Below are 14,435 nucleotides of genomic sequence, written 5' to 3'. Positions count from 1 at the left end.
GATGCGCCAGGGGTGGTGCCGCTTCCGCGTCTGAGAGAACGCTTACCATGCAGAGTGCTCGAAAATCATCCCCAGACCGGTCAATTCGCCAAGGGAATGCTCGGTGTCATCCTGGACCTCGCCTGGGAGCGTTCGCCAAGTGAACCCAGGGGAAGTCCGACGTGCGTTCAGGCGCGACCGGTCGCCGCGCGGGTGCGGCGTGAGAGGGAATCGACGATCACCGCGAGCACGAGCACGACGCCGGTGACCATGAACTGCACCGAGGAGTCGAGGTTGAGAAGCGTCAGGCCCGACGAGATCGACTGGATCACGACGATGCCGACGAGTGCCGAGAACGCGGACCCGCGTCCGCCGAACAGGCTGGTGCCGCCGATGACGGCGGCCGCGATCGCGTTGAGGTTCACGTCGCCGGTGCCCGAGCTCTGGTTCGCCGAGGCGAGCCGCGCAGCGGCGAGGATGCCGCCCACGGCGGCGAGGGTGGAGCACATCGCGAAGACCGACAGGTAGATCCGGTCCACGCGGATCCCCGCACGTCTCGCGGCCTCGACCGATCCGCCGACCGCGTAGACCGCACGCCCCCAGCGGGTGCGGGTGAGGGCGAAGTTCATCGCGACCACGAGTCCGAGGAAGAACAGGAACATCACGCCGACGCCCCGGTGCAGGTTCAGGTACCACGTGGCGACGAGCAGGAACGCGAGCATGACACCGCTGCGGACGGCGATCTCGGCATAGCTCTGACTCACGAGGTTCGCCGCTGCGCGTCGCCGCGCCCGCCGGACCAGCGACCACGCGAAGGCGGCCACCGCGAGCACCGCCACGACGTAGGACGCCCACGCCGGCAGGAACATCTGCTGCGCGAACTGCACGAGCCACGAGTCGAACGGGATCGCGATCGATCCGGTCTCGCCCAGCACCCACAGCTGCAGCCCGAGGAACCCGAGCAGGCCCGCGAGCGTGATGACGAAGCTCGGAAGACCGAAACGCGTGTAGAGGTAGCCGTAGAGCAGACCGACCAGGCAGCCGATCGCGATCCCCGCGATGAGGGAGAGGACGAGGTTCCACTGCAGCTGCACGAAGGTCACGGCCAGCACCGCCGCGGCGAGGCCCGACACCGACCCGACCGAGAGGTCGATCTCGCCGACGAGCAGCACGAGCACGACGCCGAGGGCGATGGTGCCGATCGCGGCGCACTGCATCGTGAGGTTGACGAGGTTCTCGCTCGAGAGGAACACCGGGTTCAGCAGCTGGAAGACGGTCCAGATGACGGCGATCCCGAGCACGACAGGCAGAGCGCCCAGGTCACCGCCGCGCACCCGCGCCACGAACGCCTCGAGGGCGTGACGGATGCCACTGCCGCTCAGCAGCCGTTCCTCCGCGGCGGTCTCCGCGAGGCGCTCGTCGCCGTGGCGGCTCATCGGGTCCCGTCCCCGCGGGGACGAGAGGTGCGGCGCGACCCTGCGCGGGGCATGCGGATGACCGTTCCGCCCGCGGTGTGCTCGTCGAGCGGCGGCTCGTCGGGCGGCGGGCCGACGGGCGACGGAGGGTTCGCAGCATCCGTCCGCTCCGATGCGCGCCGCGCAGCCGAGTGATCGACCGCGCCCGTGATGGCGGCGATGAGGGTCTCGCTCGTGACGTCGGCGACGTTGTACACGCCGTTGTTGCGGCCGAGGCGCAGCACGACGACACGGTCGGCGACGGCCATGACATCGGCCATGTTGTGGCTGATGAGGATCACGCCGTGGCCGCGTTCGCGCAGCCGCTCGATGAGGTTCAGCACCTCGGCGGTCTGCGCGACCCCCAGCGCCGCGGTCGGCTCGTCGAGGATCACCACGCGGGGCTCGCCGATGAGCGATCGCGCGATCGCGACGGTCTGGCGCTGGCCCCCGGAGAGCGAGGCGACCGGCACGCGCACCGACGGGATCTTCGCCGACAGCTCGCGCAGCAGCGTCCAGGTGCGCTGCTCCATGTCGACCTCGTCGAGCGTCGCACCGTCGCGCAGCTCGCGACCGAGCCACAGGTTGGCGACGACGTCGAGGTTGTCGCACAGGGCGAGGTCCTGGAAGATCGTCTCGATGCCGAGCTCCTGCGCGTCGGCGGGCGTGTCGATGCCGACGGGCTCGCCGTCGAACTCGATGGACCCGCTGTCGGGCGGATGCACGCCCGCGAGCACCTTGACGAGTGTGGACTTGCCGGCGCCGTTGTCGCCGACGAGGGCGACCACCTCGCCCTCGTTGACCCAGAAGTCGACGTCGGTGAGCGCCTTGACGGCGCCGAAGCGCTTGCCGATGCCGCGCATCGTCAGCACGCGTTCGCGCGGGCGTCCCGCCCGCGGGTGCGTCATCGACATCCTCGCCTCGTCCTCATCGATCCCCAGCCGACCCCTGTCAGAGTCAGGACCCTACCCGATGCCCGCCGCTTCGCACGCATCCGCGTACGCCGGGGTGCAGATGTCGTCGACGGTCCAGAACCCGTCGGCGACGACGGTGTCCATGATGTCGTCGATCGTCACGGCGACCGGATCCAAGAGCGTGGCCGGCGTGCCCTGGATCTCGAGCGGGGCCGTGACCTCCTCGCCGTGCAGCAGCTTGACCGCGACCTCGGCCGCGAGCTCGGCCTGCGGCTTGATCGCCTTGTAGACGGTCATGTACTGGTCGCCCGTCAGGATGCGCTGGATCGCCGAGAGCTCGGCGTCCTGGCCCGTCACGATCGGCAGGGGATCGACATTCGCGACCCGCAGCGCCGCGATCGCGCCGCCCGCCGTCGCGTCGTTCGCCGCGTAGACGCCCGCGATGGCGCCGCCGTGCTGAGCGATCTGGCCCGACACCCACTCCTGCGCCTTCTCGGGGTTCCAGCCGGGCGTGTCGTACTCGGCGAGCACCCGCAGGCCGCTGTCGTCGATGATGCTGTGCGCGCCCTGCTTGAACAGTGCGGCGTTGCTGTCGGTGGGGGAGCCGTTGACCATCAGGATGCCGCTGCCCTCGTCCTCCGCCTGCACGCCCTCCACGAACGCGGTGGCCTGCAGCACGCCGACCTTCTCGTTGTCGAACGAGATGTAGTACGCCAGGTCGCCGCCGGCGATGAGGCGGTCGTACGAGATGACGGGCACGCCTTTCGCGTTCGCGGCGCTCACGATGCTGACGGCGGCGTTCGCGTCGACGGGGTCGAGCACGAGCACGCCGGCACCGGCCGTCAGGGCGGACTCCGCCTGTTGCTGTTGTTTCGCGGCGTCCTGATCGGCGTTGGCGTAGAGGACGTCGTAGTCGCCGAGCTCCGCGACGCGGGCCTCGAACATCGGGCGGTCGAACGTCTCGTAGCGCGCGGTCTTCGCGTCGGGCAGCAGCAGCGCGATCGTGTCGTCGGAGGGGGTCCCGCCCGGCGCCGGCGCGCCGGAGCAGGCCGGCAGCATCGCTGCCGCGAGGAGGAGACCGGATGCTGCCGCCACCGCGCGACGCCCGTTCGGGCGCCGTCGCGGCCGATCCAGTCGCGTACGGGGCATCGGACGAGCCTATGCGGTGATGGGCAGCGACGGTGCAGTCGGAAGCTGGGCGTCGACCGTGACGTGGTCGAGGGCGATCGCGATGGCGCCGCGCGTCTCGGCCCACTCGCCGAAAGAAGCGCCCACGATCTCGGGCAGGCCGTCGGCGGACGGGAGCGCGGTGCGCTCGAGCGAGTGACGCATGGGTGCCATGAGGATCTCGCCGGCCTGGCCGAGTTCGCCGCCCACGACGATGAGCTCGGGGTCGAAGAGGTTGCACAGGCTCGCGGCGGCGATTCCGATGTGGCGGCCGGCGTCGGCGATCACACGGCGTGCCGCGCCGTCGCCGGCTTCGGCGGCGTGCAGCAGGTCGCCGAGGCGGTGCATGCCCTCGCTCGGCGGGAAGAGCGACAGCAGCGCGGGTCCGCCGGCGTAGGTCTCGAGGCATCCGCGATTGCTGCAGCGGCAGATGGGGCCGTTCTCGTCGAGCGTCACGTGGCCGATCTGCCCGGCCTTGCCGTTGACGCCGCGGAACAGGTCCCCGTTCACGATGAGCCCGGCGCTGATGGTGTGCCCGACGCGGATGAAGACCGACGACGCGGCGGAGCGTCCGTTGCCCTCGCGGGCCTCGGCCAGCCCGCCGAGGTTCGCCTCGCTGTCGACGTGCACGGGGCGGCCGATGCGGATCGCGAGGCTCTCGGCGACGTCGACGTTCTCCCAGCCCCGCAGCAGCCCCGGGGTCGAGACCATGCCGGTGCGGGGATCGATGGGCGCGGGAAGTGCGAGCCCCACGCCGAGCAGGTCGGAGATGGACCCGCCGAGGGACTCCATCATGTCGCCGAGCAGCAGCGCGAGGCGGTCGAGCTCGGAGTCGTGGCGGTGGTCGAGGGGGAGCGGCAGCGAGGACTGCGTCACGATGGTGCGCGCGGTGTCGGCGATCGCGATGTGGAGCTGCCGAGAGCTGTAGTGCACGCCCGCGACGAGGCCGAGGCGGCGGGCGAGCGACACGAGGGTCGCGCGACGGCCGCTGCTCGTCGTGAACGACGTGTGCAGGAGGCCGGACGCCGTCAGCTCTTTGACGATGTTCGAGACCGTGGCGGGTGAGAGGCCGGTGCTGCCGGCGAGCTCGATCTGAGTGAGCCGGCCGTGGCGCTTCAGCGACTCGATGACGCGCGCGCGATTGGCCTCGCGGAGCGAGGTCTGCGAGCCCGGGGGGGCTTGACGGCGTGCCACAGGTCACACTGTATCCCACAGCCGATTTCCCAGGTCGGCTATGGGTTCACGGAAAGTCAGCGCCGATCGGCGGCGAGGCGGATGAGGACGATGTTGCCCGACTCGTCGACCTCGGCGACGCCCGGGTGTGCTTTCACGAACTCCGAGAAGCTCTTGTGGCCGAGGGCCTTCTCGCTGAACGACGGGTCGAGTCGCTTGATGAGGCTCTTCACCGCCGAGGCGTGCTGCCATTCCACGCCTTCCTTGTCGCTCTCCAGGCGCAGCGCGCGCTCGAGGAGCGACTCGGTCGGGTCGACCGCGGCCTTCCTGGCGCGCCGACTGCCGGACGCACGCGGGGGCTCAGCGTCCTTCTTCCCCGACGACGGAGCCGCGACACCCGGGAGTGCGTCGTACGAGTCGAACTGGTCGCACGCCGCGGCGAGGGACTTGGCGGTGGAGCCCGCCACGCCGACGCCGACGACGAAGCGCCCGAGGCGACGGCACCGCTGCGCGAGGGGCACGTAATCCGAGTCGCCGGCGACGATCACGACGTGCGTCAGGTCGGGGAGGCGGAACATGTCTTCGACGGCGTCCACCGCCAGGCGGATGTCGGCGCCGTTCTTCGCGTACGCCGCGGCGGGGAAGAGCTGCACGAGATCGACGGCGCGGGCCACCAGCTGCGACCGGTACTCGGCGTTCACGGGCGCCGACCAGTCCGCGTACGCCCGGGTGAGCACCAGCGTGCCGAACGACGTCGCGTAGTCGATGATGGCGCCGACGTCGATCGTCGCGGCGGCGAGGCGCTCGGCGATCTCGGGGTTCGCAGCATCCGTCGCGATCTTCTGGCGGTCGCGGGAGTAGGAGTTCTTGCCGTGGACGCGGTCGTACCACGACATCACGATGTTGTCGAAGTCCAGGTACACCGCGACGCGCGGGCTCAGCAGGTCGGGCATGTCACTCCTCACCGGGGTAGCGGACGCCGACGAGATCGCGGATCTCGTCGAGGGTGGCCATGATCGCGACGGACTCGTCGATCGGCAGGACGTCCGAGTCGGTGCGGCCTTCGGCGAGGTACCGCTCGGCGGCGAGCGCCTGGTACTGCATGCCACGGCCCTCGATGTCGGAGCGGAACTCCTCGCGCACCGCGCCGTCAGGGCCGACGAGGCGGAACGACGTGGCCGAGTACCAGACGCTGTCGATGTCGATGCGGGCTTCGGTGCCGATGATCGTCGCGGTGTTGGGGCCGGCGCCGCGAGAAGCGGAGAGGGAGGTCGACAGGGCGCCAGAGGCGTGCGTCATGATCGTCGCGACCTCCGTGTCGGATCCCGCGTCGCCGATGCGGGCCGCCGCGGCGATGGAGAGCGGCTCGCCGAGGATGTCCCACGCGAAGGACACGGGGTAGATCCCGAGGTCGAGGAGGGCGCCACCGCCGAGCTCCAGCGCGTTGATCCGGTGTTCGGGATCGGAGGGCAGGCGCTGCGTGTGGTCGGCGGTGACGGCACGGACCTCGCCGAGGGCGCCCGCCTCCACGAGTTCGCGGATGCGCACCATGTGGGGAAGGTACCGCGTCCACATCGCCTCCATGGCGAGGAGACCGCGCTCCGCCGCCGCGTCGCGCACCGCCGCGGCCTCTGCGGCGTTGAGGGTGAACGCCTTCTCGACCAGCACGTGCTTGCCCGCCTCGAGTGCCAGCAGAGCGTTCGCCGCGTGCATCGGGTGCGGTGTCGCGATGTAGACGATGTCGACGTCGGGATCGGCGACGAGCTCCTCGTACGAGCCGTGGGCGTGCGGGATCCCGAAGTCGGCGGCGAACGCCTCGGCGGTCTCGCGGCGCCGCGAACCCACGGCGGCGACGTCGAGCCCCGCGGTGCGCAGGTCGGTGGTGAAGGCTCGGGCGATGCCGCCCGGTCCGAGGATCCCCCAGCGGGGGGAGGAGGGCGAAGTCATGAACACGAGGCTAGCGGCGCGATACCGCCGGCGCCCGGACGACTAGCGGGCGAGGCTCTCCGCGAGGTCTGCGCGGTCGGCGGTGAGGGCGAGCTGGTCCAGAGCACGGGCCAGGTCGTCGACGAGGTCGCGGGCGTCCTCGAGGCCGATCGACAGGCGCACCGTGGTCGGGCCGATGTGCGCCTCGGAGAGCTGCGTCGGCGACATGTGACTGTGCGTCATCGACGACGGGTGCGCGACGAGGCTGCGCGCGTCGCCGATGTTCGCGACCAAGCGGATCACCTGCAGGCGTGAGATGAACTCCTCGACCAGCCGGAAGTCCGCCTCGGGGTCGCCCGTCGCGGGGAGGTCGAACGCGAACACCGAGCTCACCCCGTGAGGGAGGTACGCCTCGGCCTGCGCATGCCACGGGCTCGACTCCAGGCCGGGGTGGTGCACGCGCGAGACGGCCGGGTGGGACTCGAGGAACCGGGCGACCGTGAGCGCGCTCGCGGTGTGGCGCTCCATGCGCAGGTCGAGCGTCTCGAGGCCCTGCAGCAGCTGGAAGGCGTTGAAGGCCGAGAGCGACGGGCCGAGGTCGTGGACGTACTTGGTCTTGACGAGCGCGATGTATGGGGACCCGGTCTCGCCGAAGCGCTCGACGAGGCTGCCGTCCGGCACACGCGGGTACGTCTGCGTCAGCTGCGGCCAGCGCGCGGGCTGAGCGGTGAAGTCGAAGGTGCCGAGGTCGACGACAACGCCGCCGAGGGACGTGCCGTGGCCGCCGAGGAACTTGGTGGCGGAGTGCACGACGATATCGGCGCCGAAGTCCTTCGCGCGCTGCAGATACGGCGTCGCGACGGTGTTGTCGATCACCAGGGGCACGCCGGCCTCCTTGGCGACGGCGGCGACGGCACCGAGGTCGAGCACCTGCGCGATCGGGTTCGAGATCGACTCGGCGAAGAGTGCCCGCGTGGTCGGACGCACGGCGGCGCGCCACGCGTCGAGGTCGTCCTGGTCGACGAACGTCACCTCGATGCCCCAGTCGGCGAAGGTGTCCTGCAGCAGGTCGACGGTGCCCCCGTACAGCTGCCGGGCGGCGACGATGTGCTCGCCCTGCTTCGCGAGAGCCAGCAGAGCCACGGCCACGGCCGCCTGGCCCGATGCCACACCCGCTGCGGCGATGCCGCCCTCGAGCTCGGCGACGCGGCGTTCGAACACGAGCACCGTCGGGTTCGCCGCGCGGCTGTAGATGTTGCCGTCCTTGCGCAGCGCGAAGAGGTCGCGTGCCTCGGCGAGCGAGCGGAACTCGAACCCGTTCGACTGGTGGATGGACGGGATGGCGGTGTTCTCCGCGATGCCGGAGTCGAACCCGGCCTGCACCTGCGCCGTCGCGAACGAGCGAGGGGCGGCAGGACGAGTCTGTTCAGGCATGCCCACCATTGTCGAGCCGAGGCGCCCGCGGCGGTGTTTCGTGTGTCGAACTGTTGCGCCGGCGGCCCTGAGCCGCCCAGGAGCCGATAGCGCGCGGGCACGCGAGAATGGGTCGGGTGGCGCAGCTGATCACCCCTGCAGAACTCGACGACCTCCTCCGGTCGGCCCCGGTGCGCGTGCTCGACGTGCGCTACCGGCTCGACCGCCCGGACGGCACGGCAGAGCACCTCGAGGGCCATGTGCCGGGCGCCGTGTACGTCGACATGGAGACCGAACTCTCGCAGCACGGCCGGGCCGACGAGGGGCGGCATCCGCTCCCGCCGCTCGGGGCGCTGCAGGCGGCCGCGCGCCGCTGGGGCATCGACGACGGCGACACCGTGGTCGTGTACGACGACGATCGCGCCCTCGGCGCCTCCCGCGCCTGGTGGCTGCTGACCCGCTCCGGCATCGCCGACGTGCGCATCCTCGACGGGGGCCTCGGCGCCTGGACCGCGGCGGGTCTGCCACTCGAGTCCGGACCCGTCACCCCCGCACCGGGCGCCGTGACGCTCGCCCCCATCGCCGAGCCCGTGCTCTCGATCGACGAGGCCGCCGCGCTCGCCGCGTCGGGCGTGCTCATCGATGTGCGCGCCGCCGAGCGCTACCGCGGCGAGGTCGAGCCGATCGACCCGATCGCGGGCCACATCCCCGGCGCCGTGAACCTCCCGACCGGTGCGTACATGGACGGCGACCGATTCCGGGATGCTGCGACCCTGCGCGCTCTGTTCGCCACGGTCGGCGTCGGCGACGGTGTGACCGCGGCGGCGTACTGCGGATCGGGCGTCACCGCCGCGCAGGCGGTCTTCGCGGCAGAGCGCGCCGGGCTCGAGCTGACGATCTACCCCGGCTCGTGGAGCCAGTGGTCGAACACGCCCGGCAGGCCGGTCGCGACCGGCTCGGCGCCTGCGGAGGTCACCGGCTCGGTGTGACGGGCGCGGTCACCGGCCCGACCGGGTCACGGGACGAGCGTGATCTTGCCTGCCACGCCCGACTCGAGCGCGCGATGCGCGTCGGCGGCGTCGGCGAGCGCGAACGACGGGCCGAGCTCGACCGAGAAGCGCCCCGCGGCGATGAGCGCGAGCACGACCGGCACGGCCTCGGTGCGCCACACCTGCTGCTGCGCGGTGAGAGGCTCGGGCGAGCCGCCCGAGAAGGCGCGAATGCCGAGGGTCGCAGCATCCCGCCCCCGTACAAGCGTCGCGATGCGCTGACGGTCGGCGACCAGCTCGAGCGAGGTGTCGAGGGCCTCGTCGGTGCCGGCGGCGTCGATGGCGACGGTCACGCCCTGGGGAGCGACCGCGCGCACGCGATCGGCGAGCCCCGCACCATAGGCGACCGGGATCGCGCCGAGCTCGCGGACGCGGTCGAAGCGGCCCTCGGACGACGTCGCGACGACGGTCGCGCCCCACAGCACGGCGAACTGGATGAGTGCCTGGCCGACCGCGCCCGACCCGGCGTGCACGAGCACGGTGTCGCCGTGGCCCACCGCGAGCGAGCGGAGCGCCTGATACGCCGTGCCCACCGGGATGCCGAGCGCGGCGCCCTCGGCCGCGCTCACCCCGGGCGGCCGCGGGAACACGTGGGAGGCGGGCACCGTGAGGTCGGTCGCGTACGCACCGATGGTGCTCGCGAAGACGACGGGATCGCCGACGCGGAAGCCGTCGACGCCTTCGCCGACGCCGGTCACGACCCCTGCGCCGTCTGCGCCGACGCGTCGCGGGTCGGTGATCTCGGCCGACGGCCGCCGGCCCGAGCGGAGCTTGGCGTCGATCGGATTGACGCCGGCCGCCGTGACGCGGATCGCGAGCTGACCGGCAGCGGGTACCGGCTCGGGGACGGGGATCTCGTGAAGGACCTCGGGGTCCCCGAACTCGGTGTACGCGATCGCAGTGGTCATGACGGGGGCAACTCCTGTCGTCGAGGCGGCTATTCCCTCAAGGCTTTCTGGATCCGCTGCAGCGATACGGGCTCGGCCGTGCCGAGGGACTGCGCGAACAGGCTCACACGGTACTCCTCGAGGAGCCACCGGGCGTGGGCGAGCGGACCCGGGGCGTCATCAGCGGGCGGGATGACGCCACCCGCCTCGGCGAACACGGTGGCGGCCCGCTCGAACTCGGTCATGCGCTGACGATCGCGGCCGGGGTTGTCGGTGAGGGTGCGCACGCGGTCGAGCGCGCCGCGCAGGTACCGCGGCAGCTGGGCGAGCCGCGCGATGCCGGTGCGCGAGACGAAGCCGGGGAACACCAGGCCGGCGAGCTGGCCCTTCACATCGTTGAGCGCGCCGAGCAGCGTCAGCGAGTTCGCGCCGCGCATCGCGCGCTCCACGTCGCGGGCGGCGGTGAGGATGCGGGCGGTCAGCGACACGGTCTGGAACAGCTCGTCGACCACCACGGCCGAGAGCGCGTCGCGCACCGCCTCGAAGCCGGCGCGCGTGCGCACCGCGGCGTCGGGAGCGGTGCGCGCGATGACGGCATCCGCCACCGCCACGCGGCCGTCCTCGATGAGCGCCTTCGCGGACGGATACGGGGATGCTGCGAGCGCGAGCTTCTCGGCGGACGTCAGGTGTTCGAGCACATACGCCGAGGGCGATGCGACCGACAGCAGCACGAGTCGCCGAACGCCGGCCTTCGTCGCGCGGGCCGCTGCCTCCGGCGTGGTCTCGATGCGCAGCGCGACCGAGGCGCCCTCGTCGACGATCGCGGGGTAGCCGCGCACGACACCGCCCGCGACCTTCGTGTCGACGACGTCCGGCAGGTCGCCGAACGTCCAGTCGGTGAGTCCGGTGCGCTCGGCGAACGTCGACTCGGGCTGCTGCGCGGTGCCGGGCGTGCTGCCGGGGCGGGGCGCGGGACCCTTCCCCGGGCGGGGGCCGCGTCCGCTCGCGGGGGCGGGTGCCGTGAGCGAACGGGACACGGACGCCCGCGCCCGGTCGGCGAGCCGCGCCTGCAGCCCGGCGAGATCGCGGTCGGAGCCGACAGCGCGCCCGCGCTCGTCGACGGCGCGGAACGAGACCTGCAGGTGACCGGGCACCCGCTCCATCTCGAAGTCGGCGGCGGTGACCGGCTGGCCGGCGACGCGCTGGATGCGCGTCGCCAGGGCGTCGCGGAGCGGCATCGGCGGCAGGCCGTCGTGGGCTTCCGGGCCGTGACCGGCGAGGTCGGCGGCGAAGGTCGCCGCCCAGTCCGCGGCGGGCACCACGTGCCGGCGGATCGCCTTCGGGAGCGACCGGAGCAGCGCCGTGATGAGCTCGTCGCGCATCCCCGGCACCTGCCAGTCGAAGCCGTCCGGCCGGAGCTGGGCGAGGAGCGCCAGCGGCACGACGGCCGTCACGCCGTCGTCGGCCGCGCCCGGTTCGAACCGGTAGGCGAGCGAGAGCACCTGGTCGCCCTGCGTCCAGCGCGCGGGGAAGTCGCGCTCGTCGCCGCGCGACGCCTCGTCGACGAGGTCGGCCTCGGTCATGTCGAGCAGGCGCGGCGTGCGGGCCGAGGCATCCTTCCACCAGGCCTCGAAGGAGCGCGCGTCGAAGACGTCCCGCGGGATGCGGGCGTCGTAGAAGCGGAAGACCGCCTCGTCGCCGACGAGGATGTCGCGGCGGCGCTCGCGCTCCTCGATCTTCTCGAGGCGTCGCCGCAGCTCGAGGTTGCGGCGCTCGAACGCCGTGAGCTTCTTGTCGAGATGCGACGAGTCCCACTCGCCCTCCACCAGCGCGTGGCGCAGGAAGAGCTCGCGCGCGAACGGCCGGTCGAACCGGGCGAGCTGCACCCGGCGCTTCGGCACGATCTCGAGCCCGAACAGCGTGACCTTCTCGTAGGCGGACGCTGCTCCCGACGCCTTCGACCAATGCGGCTCGCTGAGCGACCGCTTGGCGAGGTCGCCCGCGAGCGGTTCGGCCCAGGCCGGGTCGATCGCCGCGACGGTGCGCGCGAACAGGCGGCTGGTCTCGACGACCTCGGCGGCCATGACGGCGGTCGGCCGCTTCTTCTTGAGTCCGGAGCCCGGGAAGATCGCGAAACGCGTGCCGCGCGAGCCGAGGTACTCGGCGCCGCGACGCTGATCGGCGCGGTCGGAACCGGGGCGGCCGCGCGTCGCGGTGCTCGTGGTGCGGTCATCGATGATGCCGAGGTGCGAGAGCAGCCCCGACAGGATCGCCTTGTGGAGTTCGTCGGGGTCGGCAGTGCCCGGCGCCGCTTTGCGCGGGGCGTTCACGAGCGCGCTGAGCTGACGGTGCACGTCGGCCCATTCGCGCACCCGCACGTAGTTGAGGTGCTCGGCACGGCACAGGCGCCGGAACGCGCTCGAGCCGAGCTCGGCCTGCTTCTCCTGCAGGTGGTTCCAGAGGTTCAGCAGGCTGAGGAAGTCGCTGGACGGGTCGGTGAACCGCGCGTGCAGGCGGTCGGCCTCTTCGCGGCGGTCTTCGGGGCGCTCGCGCACATCCTGGATCGACATCCCCGCGACGATCGCGAGCACGTCGCGCAGCACGCCGGTGCGACGGGCTTCGACGAGCATGCGGGCGAACCGCGGGTCGATCGGCAGCCGCGAGATCTCGCGGCCGAGGTCGGTGAGTGTCGGATGGTCGCGCCCGATGCGGACCGCCCCGAGCTCGACGAGAAGGTCGAGTGCCGCCTTCACACCGCGCGAATCCGGCGGGGTGAGGAACGGGAACGACGAGATGTCCCCGAAGCCCAGCGACAGCATCTGCAGGATGACCGAGGCCAGACTGGTGCGCAGGATCTCGGGCTCGGTGAACTCGGGCCGGGTGTCGAAGTCATCCTCGGCGTACAGCCGGATCGCGATGCCGTCGCTCGTGCGGCCGGCGCGGCCCGACCGCTGCTGCGCAGAGGCCTGCGACACCGCCTCGATCGGCAGGCGCTGCACCTTGCTGCGGTTGCTGTAGCGCGAGATGCGCGCCGTGCCGGTGTCGACGACGTACCGGATCCCCGGCACCGTGAGGCTGGTCTCGGCGACGTTCGTCGCGAGGATGACACGGCGACGGATGCCGGGCACCTGCGACCGCTCGAACACCCGGTGCTGCTCGGCCGCGGAGAGGCGCCCGTAGAGGGGGAGCACCTCGGTGGGCGCGGCATCTTTCGCGTACATGCCGCGGACGGCGTCCGCGGCGTCGCGGATCTCGGCCTCACCCGGGAGGAACACGAGCACGTCGCCGGCGGATTCGCGGTCGAGCTCGCGGAGGGCGGCGGTGATGCCGTCGACGTCGTCGGACTCGTCCTCGCCCTTCGCGGGCCGCGCCGGCGGGCGGTAGCGGATCTCGACCGGATACGTGCGACCCGACACCTCGATGATGGGTGCCGGCGTGCCGTCGGGCTTCGCGAAGTGCTTCGCGAAGCTCTCCGGGTCGATCGTCGCGCTCGTGATGACGACCTTGAGATCGGGGCGCTTGGGCAGGATCCGTCGCAGATACCCGAGGAGGAAGTCGACGTTGAGTGAGCGCTCATGGGCCTCGTCGACGATGACCATGTCGTACCGGCGCAGGAGCCGATCGCGATGGATCTCGTTGAGGAGGATCCCGTCCGTCATCAGCGCGATGCGCGTGTCGTCCGACACCTTGTCGGTGAAGCGGACCTTGTAGCCGACGGTCGAGCCCAGCGGCACCTGCAGCTCCTCCGCGATGCGCTCGGCGATCGTGCGTGCTGCGATCCGGCGCGGCTGGGTGTGCGCGATGCGCGTGCGTCCGAGCTCGAGCGCGATCTTCGGCAGCTGCGTCGTCTTGCCCGAACCGGTGGCGCCCGCGACGATGACCACCTGGTGGGCTCGGATGGCGCGCGCGATCTCATCGCGCGCGGCGCTGACGGGGAGCTCCGGCGGAAACGAGATGACGGGTTCGGGCGCGGACATAGCCTTCGATCGTATCCCGTCCGGGTGGTCGCCGGGCGATCCCCACCCGGGCTGTACGTCGTCCCGGGGACCGCCGGCAGCAACCTCCCGAAAACGACGATGAACTTCCGGCTCACACGACTGGCAGGCTCTTTGAGACCACGATGAACCTCCGACTCACACGACTGGCAGGCCTCGTTGAAACACGATGAACTTCCGGCTCACACGACTGGCAGGCCCACGTTGAAACACGATGAACTATCGGCTCACGTGCCTGTAGGTCGTCCTCCGAACCACGACGACCTTCCGGCTCACATGAATCGGGACCCGGGTCGTAGCGGCCGCCATCCGCTGTGGGTTGAGCGCCCGACCGCACGTTGCAGGACCGGTCGCAGTATCCCTGCACGTACGTCGGAGGTCCTCCGAAGCGCGCCAGTTGAGGTTCTGGGCCCGTGTGAGCCGAAAGTTCACTGGCTATTCGTCGCCGTGGTGTCGTGTGAGCCGGAAGTTCATCGAG

10 protein-coding genes are annotated in these 14,435 nt (G+C 71.5%); 1 reads left to right on the top strand and 9 read right to left on the bottom strand.

The window, feature by feature from the left end; genetic code table 11:
* Positions 1-167: 167 nt before the first annotated feature.
* Genes ACEYYH_RS13630 through ACEYYH_RS13600 form a run of 7 tightly spaced genes read right to left on the bottom strand, consistent with a single transcriptional unit; the run spans position 168 to position 8,047 of the window.
* Entirely contained in the window at positions 168-1,415 is a 1,248-nt protein-coding gene (locus ACEYYH_RS13630) for a sugar ABC transporter permease (RefSeq protein ID WP_374974895.1), read from the bottom strand.
* The gene (locus tag ACEYYH_RS13625; RefSeq protein WP_374974894.1) at positions 1,412-2,341 is read right to left on the bottom strand and encodes an ATP-binding cassette domain-containing protein; all 930 of its coding nucleotides are present in this window, start codon (positions 2,339-2,341) and stop codon (positions 1,412-1,414) included. Before ACEYYH_RS13625 ends, ACEYYH_RS13630 begins: the two co-directional genes overlap by 4 nt.
* A 57-nt stretch (positions 2,342-2,398) precedes the next feature.
* Positions 2,399-3,496: a sugar ABC transporter substrate-binding protein gene (locus ACEYYH_RS13620; RefSeq protein WP_374974893.1), complete on the bottom strand. Its 1,098-nt coding sequence runs from the start codon at positions 3,494-3,496 to the stop codon at positions 2,399-2,401.
* A 9-nt stretch (positions 3,497-3,505) separates the two neighbouring features.
* Positions 3,506-4,708: an ROK family transcriptional regulator gene (locus ACEYYH_RS13615; protein WP_181911903.1), complete on the bottom strand. Its 1,203-nt coding sequence runs from the start codon at positions 4,706-4,708 to the stop codon at positions 3,506-3,508.
* A 56-nt stretch (positions 4,709-4,764) separates the two neighbouring features.
* On the bottom strand, positions 4,765-5,640 hold the full coding sequence (locus ACEYYH_RS13610; protein ID WP_116196510.1) for an NYN domain-containing protein: 876 nt from the start codon (positions 5,638-5,640) through the stop codon (positions 4,765-4,767).
* Position 5,641: 1 nt separating this feature from the next.
* The gene (locus tag ACEYYH_RS13605; RefSeq protein WP_374974892.1) at positions 5,642-6,634 is read right to left on the bottom strand and encodes a Gfo/Idh/MocA family protein; all 993 of its coding nucleotides are present in this window, start codon (positions 6,632-6,634) and stop codon (positions 5,642-5,644) included.
* 42 nt (positions 6,635-6,676) lie between these two features.
* A complete protein-coding gene (locus ACEYYH_RS13600; RefSeq protein WP_374974891.1) occupies positions 6,677-8,047 on the bottom strand; it encodes an O-acetylhomoserine aminocarboxypropyltransferase/cysteine synthase family protein in 1,371 nt (456 codons plus the stop codon).
* Positions 8,048-8,163: 116 nt separating this feature from the next.
* Between ACEYYH_RS13600 and ACEYYH_RS13595 the strand changes: the two genes are divergently transcribed.
* Positions 8,164-9,015: a sulfurtransferase gene (locus ACEYYH_RS13595; RefSeq protein ID WP_374974890.1), complete on the top strand. Its 852-nt coding sequence runs from the start codon at positions 8,164-8,166 to the stop codon at positions 9,013-9,015.
* Between the two features lie 26 nt (positions 9,016-9,041).
* Here ACEYYH_RS13595 and ACEYYH_RS13590 read toward each other — a convergent pair whose 3' ends face one another.
* The gene (locus ACEYYH_RS13590) at positions 9,042-9,983 is read right to left on the bottom strand and encodes a zinc-binding alcohol dehydrogenase family protein (protein WP_374974889.1); all 942 of its coding nucleotides are present in this window, start codon (positions 9,981-9,983) and stop codon (positions 9,042-9,044) included.
* A gap of 29 nt (positions 9,984-10,012) precedes the next feature.
* On the bottom strand, positions 10,013-13,939 hold the full coding sequence (gene hrpA / locus ACEYYH_RS13585) for an ATP-dependent RNA helicase HrpA (RefSeq protein ID WP_374974888.1): 3,927 nt from the start codon (positions 13,937-13,939) through the stop codon (positions 10,013-10,015).
* Positions 13,940-14,435 lie beyond the last annotated feature (496 nt).

Source organism: Microbacterium trichothecenolyticum (assembly GCF_041938625.1).
Classification (GTDB): Bacteria; Actinomycetota; Actinomycetes; order Actinomycetales; family Microbacteriaceae; genus Microbacterium; species Microbacterium trichothecenolyticum_D.
This window is presented reverse-complemented; position numbering and strand designations above follow the sequence as displayed.

Bases quoted from the DNA above. Each gene is read 5' to 3' on its own strand.
- ACEYYH_RS13630 (WP_374974895.1), bottom strand. From the start codon at position 1,415: ATGAGCCGCCACGGCGACGAGCGCCTCGCGGAGACCGCCGCGGAGGAA.
- ACEYYH_RS13625 (WP_374974894.1), bottom strand. From the start codon at position 2,341: ATGACGCACCCGCGGGCGGGACGCCCGCGCGAACGCGTGCTGACGATG.
- ACEYYH_RS13620 (WP_374974893.1), bottom strand. From the start codon at position 3,496: ATGCCCCGTACGCGACTGGATCGGCCGCGACGGCGCCCGAACGGGCGT.
- ACEYYH_RS13610 (WP_116196510.1), bottom strand. From the start codon at position 5,640: ATGCCCGACCTGCTGAGCCCGCGCGTCGCGGTGTACCTGGACTTCGAC.
- ACEYYH_RS13605 (WP_374974892.1), bottom strand. From the start codon at position 6,634: ATGACTTCGCCCTCCTCCCCCCGCTGGGGGATCCTCGGACCGGGCGGC.
- ACEYYH_RS13600 (WP_374974891.1), bottom strand. From the start codon at position 8,047: ATGCCTGAACAGACTCGTCCTGCCGCCCCTCGCTCGTTCGCGACGGCG.
- ACEYYH_RS13590 (WP_374974889.1), bottom strand. From the start codon at position 9,983: ATGACCACTGCGATCGCGTACACCGAGTTCGGGGACCCCGAGGTCCTT.
- hrpA (WP_374974888.1), bottom strand. From the start codon at position 13,939: ATGTCCGCGCCCGAACCCGTCATCTCGTTTCCGCCGGAGCTCCCCGTC.